Origin of the sequence: Curtobacterium citreum, assembly GCF_006715175.1 — a bacterium.
GTDB classification, from domain to species: Bacteria; Actinomycetota; Actinomycetes; order Actinomycetales; family Microbacteriaceae; genus Curtobacterium; species Curtobacterium citreum.
In genome coordinates, this window is sequence record NZ_VFMQ01000001.1 from 628825 (window position 1) to 644829 (window position 16005).

The 16005-nt window shown below is 72.5% G+C and carries 11 protein-coding genes and 1 pseudogene; 4 read left to right on the forward strand and 8 right to left on the reverse strand.

The window, feature by feature from the left end; translation table 11 throughout:
• Positions 1–37 precede the first annotated feature (37 nt).
• Positions 38–736 carry an SDR family oxidoreductase gene (locus FB462_RS03175; RefSeq protein ID WP_141860123.1) on the forward strand — a complete coding sequence of 233 codons (699 nt, stop codon included), beginning with the start codon at positions 38–40 and terminating at the stop codon, positions 734–736.
• Positions 737–797: 61 nt separating this feature from the next.
• Here FB462_RS03175 and FB462_RS03180 read toward each other — a convergent pair whose 3' ends face one another.
• The gene (locus tag FB462_RS03180) at positions 798–2399 is read right to left on the reverse strand and encodes an ABC-F family ATP-binding cassette domain-containing protein (protein WP_141860125.1); all 1602 of its coding nucleotides are present in this window, start codon (positions 2397–2399) and stop codon (positions 798–800) included.
• A 301-nt stretch (positions 2400–2700) separates the two neighbouring features.
• Between FB462_RS03180 and FB462_RS03185 the strand changes: the two genes are divergently transcribed.
• On the forward strand, positions 2701–3126 hold the full coding sequence (locus tag FB462_RS03185; RefSeq protein ID WP_114850325.1) for a DUF3151 domain-containing protein: 426 nt from the start codon (positions 2701–2703) through the stop codon (positions 3124–3126).
• Positions 3127–3305: 179 nt separating this feature from the next.
• Here the strand turns inward: FB462_RS03185 and FB462_RS03190 are convergent, their stop codons facing one another.
• The 4 genes and pseudogenes from FB462_RS03190 to FB462_RS03205 form a co-directional block, all read right to left on the reverse strand.
• Positions 3306–6350, reverse strand: coding sequence for a glycoside hydrolase family 2 TIM barrel-domain containing protein (locus tag FB462_RS03190; RefSeq protein WP_141863234.1), 3045 nt, complete (start codon positions 6348–6350; stop codon positions 3306–3308).
• Positions 6351–6373: 23 nt separating this feature from the next.
• A complete protein-coding gene (locus tag FB462_RS03195; RefSeq protein WP_373286864.1) occupies positions 6374–7378 on the reverse strand; it encodes a carbohydrate ABC transporter permease in 1005 nt (334 codons plus the stop codon).
• A 182-nt stretch (positions 7379–7560) separates the two neighbouring features.
• Positions 7561–8478 (reverse strand): annotated as a pseudogene (locus FB462_RS03200) (carbohydrate ABC transporter permease); the annotation flags it as partial.
• Positions 8475–9836 (reverse strand): extracellular solute-binding protein, encoded by a 1362-nt coding sequence (locus FB462_RS03205; RefSeq protein WP_141860127.1) that lies wholly within the window; start codon positions 9834–9836, stop codon positions 8475–8477. The pseudogene FB462_RS03200 and the gene FB462_RS03205, both read right to left, overlap by 4 nt.
• A gap of 253 nt (positions 9837–10089) precedes the next feature.
• Here FB462_RS03205 and FB462_RS03210 point away from each other — a divergent pair, with 253 nt between their 5' ends.
• On the forward strand, positions 10090–11238 hold the full coding sequence (locus FB462_RS03210; RefSeq protein ID WP_141860129.1) for a baeRF2 domain-containing protein: 1149 nt from the start codon (positions 10090–10092) through the stop codon (positions 11236–11238).
• A 128-nt stretch (positions 11239–11366) separates the two neighbouring features.
• Here the strand turns inward: FB462_RS03210 and FB462_RS03215 are convergent, their stop codons facing one another.
• The gene (locus tag FB462_RS03215) at positions 11367–12119 is read right to left on the reverse strand and encodes a hypothetical protein (protein ID WP_141860130.1); all 753 of its coding nucleotides are present in this window, start codon (positions 12117–12119) and stop codon (positions 11367–11369) included.
• Between the two features lie 345 nt (positions 12120–12464).
• On the opposite strand from FB462_RS03215, the gene FB462_RS03220 reads away from it, so the two are divergent.
• Positions 12465–13628, forward strand: coding sequence for a rhamnosyltransferase WsaF family glycosyltransferase (locus tag FB462_RS03220; RefSeq protein ID WP_141860132.1), 1164 nt, complete (start codon positions 12465–12467; stop codon positions 13626–13628).
• Between the two features lie 60 nt (positions 13629–13688).
• Here FB462_RS03220 and FB462_RS03225 read toward each other — a convergent pair whose 3' ends face one another.
• Positions 13689–14714 carry an acyltransferase family protein gene (locus FB462_RS03225; RefSeq protein ID WP_141860134.1) on the reverse strand — a complete coding sequence of 342 codons (1026 nt, stop codon included), beginning with the start codon at positions 14712–14714 and terminating at the stop codon, positions 13689–13691.
• Positions 14715–14771: 57 nt separating this feature from the next.
• Positions 14772–15956 carry an MFS transporter gene (locus tag FB462_RS03230; RefSeq protein ID WP_141860136.1) on the reverse strand — a complete coding sequence of 395 codons (1185 nt, stop codon included), beginning with the start codon at positions 15954–15956 and terminating at the stop codon, positions 14772–14774.
• Between the last annotated feature and the right edge of the window lie 49 nt (positions 15957–16005).

The following is a 16005-nucleotide window of genomic DNA, read 5'->3' on the forward strand; positions in this document are numbered from 1 at the left end:
TGCGGGTCCGCCGCGCACCGTCCGTAGGGTGGTGGGCATGACCGACACCGCACCTGCCGCCACCCGTCCCGTCGCCCTCGTCACGGGCGCGACCCGGGGGATCGGCCGCGCGATCGCGCTCGACCTCGGGCGGACGCACCGCGTCCTCGTCGGTGGACGCACGGCCGCCGCGGTCGACGCCCTGGTCGCGGAGCTGCCGAGCGCGGCGCCGTTCGTCGGGGACCTCGGCGCCGGTGACCTACCCCCGCTGCCCGACCGGCTCGACGTGCTCGTGCACTCCGCCGGGGTCGAGCAGGGCACCCGGATCGCGGACACCCCGCGCGACGTGTGGGAGTCCGTGTTCGCCACGAACGTCTTCGCGGTCGCCGAGCTGACGCGGGCGGCGCTCCCGGCACTCCGGGCGGCGCGGGGCATCGTCGTGCCGGTGAACAGCGGCTCCGGGTTCGTCGCCGGACCGGGCGGGGGCGTGTACGCGGCGTCGAAGTTCGCCCTGCGTGCGTTCGCCGACGCCCTGCGTGAAGAGGAACGGGCGAACGGCGTCCGGGTGTCGAGCGTGCACCCCGGTCGCACGGACTCCGACATGCAGCGGGCGCTGACCGAGAAGCTCGGCGAGGACTACGACACCGCGTACTACCTCGCCCCGGAGGACGTCGCCGCCGCGGTCCGCACCGTGGTCGACCTGCCGGAGCGCGGGACGATCGAGTCGCTCGCGATCCGGCCGACCCGGCGGCGCTGACCAGCCCGGGCAGGCCGCACCGGCCGCGGCCCCGGGGCGGTCGTCCCGCGCTCGCCGCGGCCTACCGCAGCTCGATCCTCGTCGTCAGGTCGAGCCGCTCCAGGAACGTCTCGTCGTGGCTCACCACCACGAGGGCGCCTCGGTAGGCCCGCAGGGCGTCCACGAGCTGGTCGACGCTCGTCAGGTCGAGGTCGTTCGTCGGCTCGTCGAGCACGAGCACCTGCGGTGGCGGGTCCGCCAGCACGAGGGCGGCGAGGGCCACCCGGAAGCGCTCCCCGCCGGACAGGGCCCCCGCCGGGCGGTCGACGGTGTCGCCGCGGACCAGGAACCGAGCCAGGCGGTTCCGGACCTCGGCGACCGGGACGTGCGGGGCGTCCCGCCGGACGTTGTCGAGCACCGACGCGGTGTCGTCGAGCGTGTCCTTCCGCTGCGGCAGGTACGCCACCCGGTCGACGTGCGGGACGGCCGAGGTCTCCGGCAGCGGGTGCTCCCGCGCGTCCGGCACCCCGACGAGCTGGTCGAGGAGCGTGCTCTTGCCGACCCCGTTGTCCCCGACCACGGCGACCCGCTCGGGCCCCTGCACGATCGTCTGCCGGCCCCGCACCGTCACGGTCGCGATGCGCCGCGACGCCGGGACGTCCGGGACGGGCAGGGTGACGTGCAGGGACTCGTCGTCGCGCAGGCGGGACTCGGCCTCGTGCTTCGCCGACAGGGCCGCGGCCTCGTCCTCGGCGTACCCGGTGCGGAGCTTCCCCGCGGTCTGCTCGCCGCGCTTCCGCATCTCGTTCGCGAAGATCTTCGGCATGCCCTCGGCGGCCTTCCGGCCCGAACGGGCGCGGCGGGCGATCTTCGTCTCGGCCTCGATGCGCTGTCGCTGTTCGGCGCGGTGCCGCTGCTCGGCGACCCGGACCTCGCGCTCGACCGCCGCCTGCTGCACGGCGACGTGCGCCTCGTACTGCGCGTACGTCCCGCCGTACACGGTCGCCGAGCCCTGCCGCAGCTCGACGGTCTCGTCGACGTGCTCCAGGAGCTCGCGGTCGTGGCTGACGACCACGAGGGTCCCGCGCCAGTCGTCGACCAGGTCGAGCAGCAGGCCGCGGGCACGGCGGTCGAGGTTGTTCGTCGGCTCGTCGAGGAACGCCACCGGCCGGCCGCGCAGTCGGATGCCGGCGACCGCGGCCAGCACGGCCTGCCCGCCGGACAGCGTCGCGACCGGCCGGTCCAGGACGGCGGCACCCGTCCGGATCCCGGCCAGACCGATCGCGCCCAGCCCGATCCCGTCGAGGGCGGCGGCGGCCCGCTCCTCGAGGTCCCAGTCGTCCCCGACGGCGTCGAAGTGCTCCGGGGCCGCGTCCCCGTCGAGGATCGCGCGGAGTGCCGCCAGCGCCGGGCGGATGCCGAGCAGGTCCGCGACCGTGTCCTCGGGGCGCGTGGCGAGCCGCTGCGGCAGCAGGTCCACGGGACCCGACGTGCGGACGGTGCCCGACGTGGGGTGGAGCTGCCCCGTGACGAGCCGGACCAGCGTGGACTTGCCGGCCCCGTTCCTCCCGACCAGGCTGGTGCGGCCGGACCCGAAGGCGGTGGACAGGTGGTCGAGCGCGACGGTGCCGTCGGGCCAGGTGAAGGTGACGTCGTGCAGGACGACGGAGGGTGTTGCGGGCATGGGGGTGCCTCCCGGATCGTGAGCTGGGCGCACGACACCGGACCCGCGGCGACCCGGAGGGGCCGACGGCGCGGACACGCCCGACGGGGCGCGACGATCACGGTGTCAGCGCGAGGACTGCGCGGTACCGGTGATCGACTGCAAGGCGGCTCTTCCGTCGGGGACCCCCGTGTCCGCCACCCGTGCCGCCGGTCGGTCTCCCGCCCCGGCAGCCCCGCGGTGACGACGAGGTGTCACCCACCGTACGGCTGGACCCGGCCCCAGGCAAGAGATGACAGGCAAGAGGTGACAGGCTGGACGCATGCCGGAGAACCTGCTGCCGAACCCGACCGCGAACCCCGCGACCCTGCTGCCCGAGGAGCCGGAGGTGACCGCCGCGCTCGCCGCCGACGCTCCCGTGTCGAGCGTCGTCGTGTCGCACCCGTCCTCGAGCCTGGCGTGGGCGCTCCTCGCCGACGAGGCCTGGGAGCGCGGCGCGACCCTGGAGTCCTACGCCTACGCCCGCGTCGGGTACCACCGCGGCCTCGACGCCCTGCGGAAGGCGGGCTGGCGTGGCGCCGGACCCGTGCCGTGGTCGCACGAGCCGAACCGCGGGGTGCTCCGGGCGCTGTTCGCCCTGCGGCGCGCGGCCGAGGCGATCGAGGAGCCCGGCGAGCCCGAGCGGCTGACGGACTTCCTCGACCAGAGCGACCCGGAGGCGCTCCGCGCGCTCACCGCGGGCCAGTAGCGCCGGGCTTCGCGCCGGGACGCTGCGCGCCGCTGGAGGCCCGCGTCGCGTCCCGCACAACGGAAAGCACTCCGCACCACGCAATCGCGTGGCACGGAGTGCTTTCCCTTGTGCGCAGGTGCACCGCACCACGCAGGTGCACCGCACCACGCAGGTGCCGCCATCGGCGGCCCGGCGCCCTACCCGAGCACCACGCTCCACGAGAACGCCTGCGGCCACAGCTGGTGCTCCGGCAGCACGTCGAGCCCGCACGCCCGCGACCCCAGCCCGTGCTGCGCCGCGTCGAGGTACAGGTACGTGTGGTCCGGCGTCGGCAGCTCGTACGGGTGCATCGCCTTCCCGATCTGCTGCGCGGTCCACGGCGACAGCGTGAAGCCCGCCCGGTGCGCCCCCACCGTCGTCACCGTGAACGGACCCACCGACAGTGCACGCAGCTCCGGCCGGTGCCCCGTCTCCTGCGGCATCGAGTACTCGACACCGAGCGAGCGCACCGGAGCGCTGAACCGTCCGACGCGTGCTGCGTGCGACGAGTCCGCGTAGGACTCCAGCGGCCCCGTCCCGAACCAGTCGGCGGACCCGTCGAGCAGTCCGGCGGGCAGGTCGAACCGGACGCCGATCCGGGGCCACGTGACGTCCCAGGCGCCGAAGGGCACCGCGTCCGTCTGCAGCAGCAGTCCCGCGTCGGTCAGGGTCCAGCGGTGTGTCACGTCGACGCCCCATCCGCTGTTCGCCGCCGCCACGCGCACGCGCTGCTCCAGCCCGCGGTCGGTCCGGGTCACCGCGACGAGCCGGTGCGTCAGCCGGTCGAGCCCGCGGTCCCGCCAGCGCTCTGCCGAAGCCGGGGCGTCCGGGTCACCGACGCCCGCGGTGAGCACCGGGTCGGCCGTCTCGTACCCGCCCTGCGACGACAGGCTGTCGTTGTCGGTCGGTGCGCGCCACAGCTCCAGGCGCGGCCCCGCCACCTCGTGCCCCTTCCAGGACACCAGGTCGCCTCGGGCGCTGAACGTCCCCTCGCCGAGACGGTCGCCCTCCCACCCCGTCCTGGAGGCCCGTGGCACGTCCGCCGGTCGGCTCGCGACGAGCCGCTGGGCGCGTGCCACGACGTGGCCGGTGTCCGCCCACGCGGTCGGGCCCGCCAGCTCTGCGGTGACGTCGAACCACAGCTCCTCGCCCGCGGCCGGTGCGGCCGTCGCGGCGGCGAGCACCTCGTCCGGCACCGGCACCGTGGCGGACTCCCGCGCGGCGACGACGCCGGGGGCGAAGCGTCCGGAGGCCTCGACGACACCGTTCCGGCTCAGCGTCCAGCAGAACCGCAGTCCCGCGGTCGAGGCCGAGTGGTACCGGTTCTCGACCAGCACGGTCCGCTCGCCGAGCGAGAACCGGATCGGGGCGACCACGGCGGCGAACTCCGCCAGTCCCGGGGTGGGGCTGTCGTCGGGCAGCACGAGACCGTCCATCACGAAGTTGCCGTCGTGCACGACCTCGCCGAAGTCGCCGCCGTACGCGTAGTAGTCCGTGCCGTCGGCGGTCCGGGCGAGCAGCCCGTGGTCCCGCCACTCCCACACGAAGCCGCCGTGCAGCCGGGGGAAGCGGTCGACCAGGGCCTCGTACTCGGCGATCTGCCCGGGGCCGTTCCCCATCGCGTGTACGTACTCGCAGTGCAGGAACGGCTTCGAGCGCTGCCGTGCCGCCTCGGCCGGACCGCACTCCATGAGCGGCGTCGGGGTCCCTCCGCCGATCGACTCGGTCTCCTGCAGCGTCGGGTACATCCGCGAGTAGACGTCGGTGTACTCACCCGTGTAGTCGCCCTCGTAGTGCACGGGCCGCTCGTCGTCGCGGTCGTGCACCCACTGCGACATCGCGGCGAGGTTCCGTCCGGTGCCGGACTCGTTGCCGAGGGACCACATCACGATCGACGCGTGGTTCTTGTCGCGTTCGACCGTGCGGGCGATGCGGTCCAGGAACGCGTCGCGCCAGGCCGGGTCGTCCGAGGGGTTCCCGACCCAGTCGGTGAACAGGAAGCCGTGCGTCTCGAGGTCGCACTCCAACACGACCCAGAACCCGAGCTCGTCGGCCAGGTCGAGCACGCGGGGGTGCGGCGGGTAGTGCGAGGTGCGGATCGCGTTGACGTTGTTCCGCTTCATCAGCGCCATGTCGGCGCGGGCGTGCTCCTCGTCGAAGACCCGCCCGTGCACCGGGTGGGTCTCGTGCCGGTTCACACCGTGGAAGACCACGCGCTCGCCGTTCACCAGGAACCGGTCGCCGACGATCTGCACGGTGCGGAAGCCCAGCCGGAGCGCGACCGTCTCACCGCCCGCACGTTCGCCGGCGGCCGTCCCGGTGGACACCGTCGCGTCGTACAGCCGGGGGAGCTCGGCGCTCCACGGCTCGACGCCCTCGACCGTGATCGGTGCGACGTCCTCCGGGGTGTCCCAGGTGACGTCCACGTCGAGCGACGGCACCGTGAACCGGACGGGGAACGCGGCGTCGAGCGTCGGGAACGTGATGGTCCCCGTCCCGGTCGACGGGCGTCCCGAGGCGGCGGTGCCCGCGGTCGCGGCGTCGCCGAGCGTGGCGGTCCAGCCGGCTCGGACGAACACGTCGTCGACGGGCGCGGTCGGGCGGGCGAGCAGCGTGACGGAACGGAAGATCCCGGGCAGCCACCACTGGTCCTGGTCCTCGAGGTACGAGCCGGCGCTCCACTGGTGCACGCGGACGAGCAGCTCGTTGTCACCCGCGCGGAGCAGCGGGGTCACGTCGAACTCGGTCGCCAGCCGCGACCCGGTCGACCATCCGACGAGTTCGCCGTTCAGCCACACCCGGAAGTGCGACTCGACGCCGTCGAACCGGAGCAGCACGCGGGCCGCCGCGTCGAACGACGACGGCAGCGAGAACGTGCGTCGGTGGTCGCCGGTGGGGTTCTCCTCCGGCGGGTGCGGCGGGTCGATCGGGAACGGGTACTGCAGGTTCGTGTAGCTCGGCGCACCGTGCCCGTGCAGGACCCAGTGCGACGGGACGGGCAGGCTGCCCCACCCGTCCTCCACCCCCGGGAGCGGGACGTCCGCGACCGGCGACCACCGGAAGTCCCAGTCCCCGTCGAGCGACAGGGAGGGGGCGTCGGTGTGCAACCAGGCCCGCGGCGCGAGCCGGGTGTCCGAGCCCGGTGCCGTCGAGGCGAGCGCGTCGAGTGCGTCGAGCGCATCGGGCGTGGTGCTGGTGGTGATGGAGGACGAGTGAACAGCGTTGGTCAACCCTTGACCGATCCTTCCGTGAGGCCCCCGCGCCAGAAGCGCTGCAGGACGATGATCGCGATCACGAGCGGGATGACCGAGACGAGCACCCCGCCGGTGGTGAGCTGGTAGAACTCTGGCAGACGATCGACCTGCGCACGCCAGTTGTTGAGCCCGAGCGTGATCGGGTACAGCTTCTGGTCCGCCAGCATGATGAGCGGCAGGAAGAAGTTGTTCCAGATGCCGACGACCTGGAACAGGAACACCGTCACGAGCGCCGGCGTCATCTGGCGCAGCACGATCGTGTGGAAGATCCGCAGCTCCCCGGCCCCGTCGATGCGCGCCTGCTCGAGGAGCGCCGTGTCCACCGACGCCGCCGCGTACACCCGGCACAGGAACAGGCCGAACGGCGAGACGAGGCTCGGGATGAGCACGCTCCAGTACGTGTCGGTCAGGCCCATCGTCGAGAACAGCAGGAACAGCGGCAGCGCGGTCGCGGTGCCCGGGACGAGCACGCCGCCGAGGATCGTGCCGAACACGAGCTGTCGGCCGCGGAACTCGTACTTCGCGAGCGCGTACCCACCCGCGGCCGCGAAGTACGTCGCGAGGACCGCACCCACGCCCGAGTACAGGACGCTGTTCGCGATCCAGCGGACGAAGATCCCGCCGTCGTACGAGAACACCTGCTGGATGTTGCTGAACAGGGCGAACTCGCCGCCGAACCAGAACCCGTTCGTCGCGAACAGCGCGCCCGTCGTCTTGGTCGCCGCGATGACGACCCAGTACAGCGGCACCAGGAAGTAGACCGCGACGACGACGAGGATCCCCGTCACGACGATCTGCGACTTCCCGGTCCGGTCCAGCTTGCGACGCTGGTGCGCCGTGATCGACGTGGTGTCGACCGGCTCGGCGGCTCGGTCGGTCACGGGCGCGCTGGAGCTCAGGGCGACGCGCCAGCGGCGCCGCGACGCCAGCGCCGCAGGAGCCTGCGACTGCGGTCCGTCAATGCGTTCACTGGTCATGCTTCCGCCCCCTTGCGGTCAGCCGGGAGGCCCGTGGCGGCTCCGGTGGTCGTGCTGCGGTTCGCGACGCCGGTCGCGGTGCGCGACCCGTCGCCGGTGGTGACACGCGTCTGGAGCGCACGCCGTGCCTCCAGGCCGTCCCGCTTCGCCCGCTTCCGCTGGTCGCGCTCGTGCTTCGGCGGACGGTTCGTCAGCGCCAGGAACGCGAACGACAGGACGAACGCGGCCAACGCGATGATCACGGCCTGCGCGCTCGCGACGCCGTACTCGTTGAACGCGAACGCGTTCGTGTAGGCGGCGTAGTTCGGCGTGTACTCCGTGTCGATCGCCGGGGCGACCGTGGACAGGATCTGCGGCTCCGCGAAGAGCTGCAGCGTGCCGATGATCGAGAAGACCGTCGTCAGGACGAGCGCCGGGGCGATCAGCGGGACCTGGATCCGCCAGGCGACCTGGAAGGGTCCCGCGCCGTCCATCTTCGCGGCCTCGTAGACCTCGCCGGGGATCGACTTCAGCTGCGCCACGATGATGAGCATGTTGTAGCCGGTGTACGTCCACGTGACGATGTTCGCGATCGACCACAGCACGCTGTTCGCACCGAGGAAGTCCGGCTGCAGCCCGACGGACTGCAGCAGGTCGACGATCGGCGACAGGCCCGGGACGTACAGGAACGACCACAGGATCGTCGCGATGACGCCGGGGACGCCGTACGGCATGAAGTAGACCGCGCGGAAGAACGCGGGCCAGCGGGCGCTCGCCGACTCCAGGAGCAGCGCGAGGATCGTGCACGCGATGATCATGATCGGCACCTGCACGATGCCGAACAGGAGCATGCGGCCGATCGACGCGACGAACCCGGAGTCCTGCAGTGCGATCGCGTAGTTGTCGAAGCCGGCGAAGCGGCCGGTGACGCCGTCCTCGCCGAACAGGCCCTCGCGGTCGACGGTCGTGAAGCTCTGGAACAGCGCGCTGATGATCGGGATGATGAACGTCAGCAGGAACAGGGCGAGGAACGGGGCGAGCAGGATCCACGGGGCACGCTTCTGCGCGCTCGTGGCCTTCGTGCTCGTGCGGTAGCCGGTTCCCGGCTGGGTGGCGGTCATCGGGCGGTCCTCACGCTCAGGCCCTTGTCCTTGAAGGACTGGACGATCTCCCGCTGGGCGAGCTCGACGGCGTCGGTCAGCTTGAGGCCGCCGGTGAGCTTGCGACGGAACTGGTTCTGCAGGCTGGTGAACGCCGACTGGGTCACGGGCGACCACGACCACTCGATGTTCTGCTCCTTCGCCGCGGGGACGAAGACCTCCTCGTTGTAGTTCTGCCCGGAGAACCACTCGCTCGGCTGCTCACGCTGCGCCCCGATGTAGTCGCGGGCGGGCGACCACCCGATGCCGCAGTACTTGATCATCGCGTCGATGCCCTCCTTCGAGGTGGTCATCCACGTGATGAACTCGAGCGCCTCGGCCGGGTGCTTCGCGTTGGCGAGGACCGCGGCGCTCGAGCCGCCGATCGCGCTCGAGCCGAAGCCGGACGCGTCCCACTTCTGCATCGGCGCGACCTTCCACTTGCCCTCGCCGCCCTGGATGGACTCGATGAGGGCGTCGCCCCAGCTCGCACTCGTCACGGCGGCGATCCGGCCGTTCGCGCACGCCGCGTACCAGCCGGGGGAGTACGCGCCCGCGGACGTGTCGACGAGCCCGTCGTCGATGCAGCCGTCGAAGAACTCCGCGACCCGCAGCGTGGCGTCGTCGGTCATGTCGACCACCCACTCGTCGCCGTCGGTCGTGAACCAGCGGGCGCCGGCCTGCTGCGCGTACGCCGCGAACGGCGAGGCGTCGGCGACCGGGAAGACCTCGAGGTAGTTCTGCTTGCCGGTCTTCCGGACCTTGTCGGCGAGCACCTTCCACTCGTCCCACGTCGCCGGGGGTTCGCCGCCGGCCTGCTCCAGGATCGCGGTCTGGTAGTAGAAGCCCATCGGGCCGGTGTCCTGCGGGATGCCGTAGACGCCGTCGACGAACTCGACCTGGGCCCATGCGGCCTCGTCGTACTTCGACTGGTACTGCTTGGCGCCGTAGCGTGCGAGGTCGACCAGGCCGTTCGCGAGCATGAACTCGGGGATCTGCCGGAGCTCGACCTGCCCGATGTCCGGACCGCCGCCGGCCGCGAGCGCGGAGTACATCTTCTGGTACCCGCCGCTGTTGCCGCCCGGGATCCAGTTCGCGGTGACCTGGATGCGGGGGTTCTTCGCGTTCCAGACGTCGCAGACCTTCTGCAGGTCCTTCAACCACGCCCAGTACGTGATCTGCACGGTGTCACCGCCGGCCGCGGGGATCACCGCCGCCTTGTTCACGTTCGTCGAGCCCGGGACCGCGCAGCCGGCGAGCAGGCCCGCCGCGGCTGTCCCGAGCCCGAGGCTCAGCAGGTTTCGTCTCGACAGCTGTCGTCCAGATGGTGATGGCGTCATTGCCTGGTCTCCGGTTCGTCGGCGGATCGGGTCCGCTGCAAGTAGAGCACGAAACTGAGCGCTGCTGTGTTTCCACGAAGCCGTTCACGGTTCTTCACGGCTGCTCGTCACCTGACCCGATGGTGCACCGCGGCCGGGGCGGCTGGGTGTCGGCTCCGAGCCGTGGACGCGTCCGGGCCACCGGGGGGATCGTGGGGCGCACACGACACGTCGGGGTTCGTGACGCCCCGGCGCACCGCCGAGAGGAGCTGTCATGACGACGACGAACGCGACGAGTGAGCTGCGCAGGGTCCTGGGGGAGCGGCTCGAGGGCGGGGGCACGTGGGCGTGGGCCTACGCCGACGTGTCCGGCAACGTCGAGGACCCGCGACGGCAGGCCGCGCTGAAGCTCCGCGCCGTCGAGGAGTCCCTCCGCGCCCAGGGCGCGAGCGCCGAGGTCGTCGACACGATCGCCGGCGAGTTCGAGCAGGAGCCGGGGATGCCGTCCCCGGTCGCCCGGTACGTGCTCGTCCACGACGGCGAGCTCGTGCTCAGCGAGGTGCTCCCCGGCCACCTGCACGGTGCCGAGGCGATCGGCGTCGGGGCCGTGCCCGACCTCGTGCCCCTCGTCGCCCACCGTCCGATCGACCTGCCGTTCCTGGTCGTGCAGGTCGGCAAGGACGGCGGCGGCTACCGCGCGTTCCGGCTCGGCCACCCCGCCACGGCCGACGACGAGGAGCGCATCAGCGGCGAGACCTTCGACCAGCACAAGGTCAAGGGCGGGTTCGGTGACTGGAAGCAGCCGCGCTGGCAGCGTCGCACGGAAGAGGTCTGGCGGCAGAACACGGCCGAGGTCGCTGCGGCCGTCGACAGGGCCGTCACCCGACTCGACCCGGCGCTCGTCGTCGTGGCCGGCGACTCGCAGACCCGGCCGATGCTCCTGGAGAAGCTGTCCTCGAAGGCCCGGGGGCTCGTCAGCGAGGTGCCCGGGGGCGGCTTCGACGAGACCGTCCTGGGTGACCACACCCGCGTCGCCCTGGCCCGGGTGCTCGCCACGCACCGGCACGACCTGGAGGACCTGGTCCGGACCCACGTCGGGCGCGGGGACGACCAGGCCGTCACCGGACTCGGGCCCGTCGTCGAGGCCCTGCAGCAGGCACAGGGTGCGACCGTCGCCCTCGACGCCGTGGCGATCGGTGACGAGACGCTGCTCGCACTCGGGGCGGCACCCTGGATCGCGACCACGCCGGATCGGGCGGCCGGGGCGCCCGTGATCGGTCCCGTGCCGGCGGTGTGTGCGCTCGTCCGGGCCGCCGTGCTCACCGAAGCCGAGCTCGTGCTGGTGAACGCGGCTTCCCTGCCGAGTGGGGCACCGGCGGCGGCGCTGCTCCGCTGGCCGGTCGGGCCGTCCGTGCCGGCCTGAGCCGCGCCGGTACGCCGCCACCGCACGGTGGTCGGTCCACCGACGAACGGGTTCCGTCCGGGCAGCTGGTGCCTGCCCGGACGGAACCCGTCGCGTGTCCGGGGCTGGAAGCCCTCAGGGCGTGGTCGTCACCGGTGCTGGGTGACCGGGACGGTCTGCCAGGCGCCACCGAACGGCGCCCTGACGCTGATCGTGGTGAACTTCCCCTTGCGGCTGTCCGAGAACGTCCCGTCCTGAGCGGTCCGGACGATGCTGCCGATCCACCCCGGCCAGCGGATCGACGCCGACGAGTCGGCCACGGTCGTCCCGGTCACGGTGGTGGTGTCGGTCCGGGCGTCGTAGACCGCTCGAGCGTCGCGCACGGTCGGAGCCTGCGGTGCGCCCGGTGCGGTGAAGCCCGGGTCCACCGCGCCCTGACCCGGCTGCGCGACCACGGGTGCGGTGAAACCGGGATCGGTCTGGCCGGGGTTCGGCTCGGCGACCACCGGCGACGTCGGTTCGCCCTCGACGATGGCGACCGGCTGCCACGCCTCCGAGACCGTCGACCGAACGGAGACCGTGGCGTCGATGGGCAGCCCGGCCTTGCGGGTGTCGGAGAACGACCCGTCAGAGCCGGTCATCGCGATGAAGTTGGCGCCACTCGCCCACCGGATCAGGACGGCCGAGTCAGCGCGACCGATGCCGGTCACCGTCGTGTCGCCCGTGCTGGCGTCGCGGACGGCGACCAGGTCCTTGACCGTGGGCGCCGGCGACTGCGCGCTCGCCGCGTACGGACCGTCCAGGGTGAGCGCCGACGCGGGGCCGGCTCCGGTGAGCAGGCAACCGGCTGCGACCGCTGCGGTCAGGAGCGTCGCGCCGGTGGTCTTGATGTGCTTTCGCATGGAACCTCTTTCGTCTGGGGCTCTGGTCGGAGCCGGACGAATCCTGACGTGATCGGTCGAAGACATCCTGTATGCAATATGTAAAGCTGGTTCATCGCTTGAGGGTGACGCGGCACGGCCCGCCCTGCGCATCCCGCCCGCCCTGGGCTGCCCCGCCCGACTCGATCCATCTCGGTCGATTTTCGTCACATGCGATATATTGGTCAGATGCGTCGAACAGTCAGAGGGATCAGCTCGGTCGCAGCGCGAGCCTGTGCCGCCGGTACGACCGTGCTCCGCCGCGCCGACGACCGCACCAGGACAGGAGCGCTCCGGGCGGGAGAGCGTCGGCGTGCACCGGCGTCGGTGCACGCGTACGACGGACTGACCGACCGCAGTCTCGTCCTCGCTGGCATCTCCGCGGACGGCCCCGGGCGGCAGGTCGTCCTCGTGCTCGAGGAGATCGGCCCCGGCGCGGCGTTCGCGGGTGTGCGGACGGCGCTCGCCGTGGCGGCCGGCCTCGCCGCTCGGACCGGCCGGACGCTCCGGATCGTGACGACGGGCACCTCTCCACGCCGAGCATCGACCCGGACGACCGAGCGGTTCCTCGCACAGCGCTTCGCGTCGGTCGTCCCGTCCGGGCTTCCGGCGATGCGGGTCGTCCGACGCGAGGACCTGGGCGGCGCGACGTTCGCCGCCGACACGGTCTGGATCGCGACCTACTGGCGCACGGCGCACGCGCTGGACGTCGCGGCGCGGGCCGGTGTGCTCCACCGCGACCGGGTGGTCTACCTGGTGCAGGACCACGAGCCCGGCTTCCTGCCGTGGTCCACCGCGTCCGCGGTGGCCTCGGCGACCTACCGCGCAGGCTTCGTGCACTGTGTCAACTCGATCCCGGTCGCCGAGGCGCTCGAGCGCCACGAGAGGATCGAGGTCGATCCCCGGTTCGTGTTCGCACCGGAGCTCGATCGTGCCGGGATCGACCGCGCCGAGGCTGTGCGCGGCGCGCGAGACCCCGGAGGCGTCACCCGAGTCCTGTTCTACGGTAGGCCCGGCAAGCCGCGGAACATGTTCCCGCTCGGGGTGGCCGCGCTCCGGGTCGCGGCGCGCGAACTCGCGGGCGACCGTGTCGACCTCGAGTTCCTCTCGGCGGGTGAGCCGCACGCGGACGTCGACCTCGGTGACGGGCACCTCCTCCGCTCGGTCGGCACCCTGAGTTGGGACGGGTGGTTCGACCTCCTGGGGACTGCGGACGTGGTGCTCTCCCTGCAGCAGAGCCCGCACCCGAGCCATCCGCCGCTCGACGCGGCGCGTTCAGGGGCCGCCGTGGTGACGAACGAACTCGGCGGCCTGCGGTCCGGGCTGCACCCGGCGCTCGCTGCTGTCGACGCGGACCCGGCGGCTCTCGGGGCCGCCGTCGCCGACGCCGTCCGTACTCGGGTGCGGCGCGCTCCGGGGGGAGCGGTCCCGGGCGCATCCCTCGGCCGGTCGCTCGCGACGGTGCTCGACGAGCTGGCGCGGCGCTGCTGACCGGTCGCTCCCCGACGGATCGTCCGCGGCCGGTGTGCTGGACCCTGCCGTCGCCCGCGTTCAGGCCTGCACGCGGCGTCTGCTCGGCAGGCGGAAGGCGAACGCGACCGGCGTGTTCCGGAGCGGCACGAACGCGACGAGACCGAAGGTCGTCCCCAGGATCGTCAGGCCCGCGACAGTGAGGGTCGGGTGTGCGACGAGCAGCGGCATCGCCCCGGACCACAGCGCCGCGGCGAGGGTCACGCCGATGATCGCCGTGTGTGTCAGGTAGGGCACCACGGACCAGCGACCGAGTGCGCTGATCGGCGTCGCCCATGCGTACCGTGTCGCGGTCCTGGCGGCGAGCAGGACGGCGACGGTACCGACCATCGTCTGGACGACCCCCACCGCGGGCTGGGCCACGCCGCCGAGGCGTGCGTGCAGCTCGCCGAGGACGGCCCAGAGGACCAGCGCGCACACGGATGTGGTCGGCCCGGTGCGTTCGACACGGGCGACGATCGGGGACGCCGCCCGGGCGCCCACGACCGTGAAGAACAGGTAGAGCGGCAGCCCCTGCAGTCCGGGTCCGAGGACGTGCCACGTGTCGTCACCGAGTGCGGTGCGGCCCCAGCCGATCAGAGCCGCGCACATCACGAAGGTCGGGATGAGGACCGCGGCGGTCGGGAGGCGTCTGGTGGCCCAGATGACGACGAGGTGCAGCGCGAGTGCCCACAGGTACCAGATCTCTCCGTTCGGACGGATCGGTGATGCGGCCACGCGGAGGAGTTCACCGACGAGGTCGACCGACGTCCCCGCCGTCACGTCGCGGAGGACGCGGTACCCGAGGACCACGGGCTGCCACAGCGTGTAGAGGTAGCAGAGCGGGAGCACTCGGGCCGCCAGTGTCCGGACCGTCGCGGCCGGATCGGTGAGGGAGCGACCGGAAACGATCCCGGAGACGAGGAAGAACACGGGGAGGGAAGCGAGGAAGCGCTGCAGGAGCCAGGTCGCCTCGGGCGAGGGCGAGGGGCTCCAGGACGTCGCGTGGATCAGCACGATCCCGGCGATCGCCAGGCCCTTCGCCGTGTCCAACCATCCAACGCGCATGCTGCTGATGTTACATATGTAGGATGTCAGATCGGTGTGAATCTGCTGCAGTCGGCCTCAGTCGTGCGAGCGGTCCGTCCGTGGCACGAGCGGCAGCGCCAGCAGGGGCAGCACCGCCACGAGTCCGAACGACGCCGCGAAGCCGAGCGTCCCGACGAGCGCCCCGACCCCGGGGCCGACGGCGCTCGCCGCGAGGAACTGCCCGGTGTTCTGCGTGCCGAGTGCCCGGCCGGACCAGGACGGTCCCGCGGCCTCGGCCACCGACGTGTACGCCAGCCCGTTGTCCGCGACCGTGACGCTCGTCGCGACGAGGAGGAACACCGCTGCTGCCGCCCAGTGCGACACGTCGACGAGCGCCATCACGCCCATCACCGCCGCGGCCGACACCGCCACCACGCGCAGCGGCCCCACGCGGGACCGGGCACGGTCGCTCCACGCCCCGACGAGGATCCGTCCGACGGCGCCGACGAACTGGGACACCCCGACGAGCAGGCCGGCGGCCGGGGTCGACCAGCCGAGCCCCACGAGCCACACCAGTCCGTAGGTCGACAGCGTGAACTGCGGCACCACGAGCAGCACCGACACCGCGTGCACCCGCCACAGGAAGCCGGACGAGCGGTACGGGTTCGCGGCCGTCGTCGAGGCAGCGCCCGGGGCCGGAGCCGTCCGGGCCGGTCGCGGCGGATCGACGATGCCGGCGGCGCACAGCACGGTGAGCACGGCGCTCAGGACGAACGGCAGCACCAGGGCGGCGCGGATGCCGGACCCCTCGGTCAGCTGCGGGACCGTGACCGCCGCGAGCGTCACGCCGAGCGGCTGCGACATCTGCCGGATGCCCATCGCCAGGCCGCGCCGCTCCTTCGGGAACCACCCGACCACGACCCGCCCGCTCGCGGCGTTGGTCGACGCGCTCGTCATGCCCGCCGCCAGGAACGCCACGCCGAGCAGCACCGGGTTCCCCGCGGACAGCCACGCCGCGACCACCGTCACCGTGGTGAGCGCCAGCCCGCCCGCGATCACCACGCGCTCGCCGACCCGGTCGGTCACCGCACCCCAGGCGATGAGCGTGAGGACGAGACCGATCGTGGGTGCGGCGGCGAACAACCCGGCCGACGCGAGCGGCATGCCCTGCGCGACCAGGTGTGGGATGAGCAGGGCCGGCGCGGAGACCACCAGGGTGCCGGCGGCCTGGGCGGCGACGCCGAGGGCGAGCATCGTCCACGCGCGGCGGGGTGTGGTCATCGGTGCAGCCTGTCGTTCCGGATCGGTACCAATTGGTATACCATCACGG

What these genes read in the sequence shown, in the direction of transcription:
- FB462_RS03175 (WP_141860123.1), top strand. Translation starts at nt 38, where the DNA reads ATGACCGACACCGCACCTGCCGCCACCCGTCCCGTCGCCCTCGTCACG.
- FB462_RS03180 (WP_141860125.1), bottom strand. Translation starts at nt 2,399, where the DNA reads ATGCCCGCAACACCCTCCGTCGTCCTGCACGACGTCACCTTCACCTGG.
- FB462_RS03185 (WP_114850325.1), top strand. Translation starts at nt 2,701, where the DNA reads ATGCCGGAGAACCTGCTGCCGAACCCGACCGCGAACCCCGCGACCCTG.
- FB462_RS03195 (WP_373286864.1), bottom strand. Translation starts at nt 7,378, where the DNA reads ATGACCAGTGAACGCATTGACGGACCGCAGTCGCAGGCTCCTGCGGCG.
- FB462_RS03205 (WP_141860127.1), bottom strand. Translation starts at nt 9,836, where the DNA reads ATGACGCCATCACCATCTGGACGACAGCTGTCGAGACGAAACCTGCTG.
- FB462_RS03210 (WP_141860129.1), top strand. Translation starts at nt 10,090, where the DNA reads ATGACGACGACGAACGCGACGAGTGAGCTGCGCAGGGTCCTGGGGGAG.
- FB462_RS03215 (WP_141860130.1), bottom strand. Translation starts at nt 12,119, where the DNA reads ATGCGAAAGCACATCAAGACCACCGGCGCGACGCTCCTGACCGCAGCG.
- FB462_RS03225 (WP_141860134.1), bottom strand. Translation starts at nt 14,714, where the DNA reads ATGCGCGTTGGATGGTTGGACACGGCGAAGGGCCTGGCGATCGCCGGG.
- FB462_RS03230 (WP_141860136.1), bottom strand. Translation starts at nt 15,956, where the DNA reads ATGACCACACCCCGCCGCGCGTGGACGATGCTCGCCCTCGGCGTCGCC.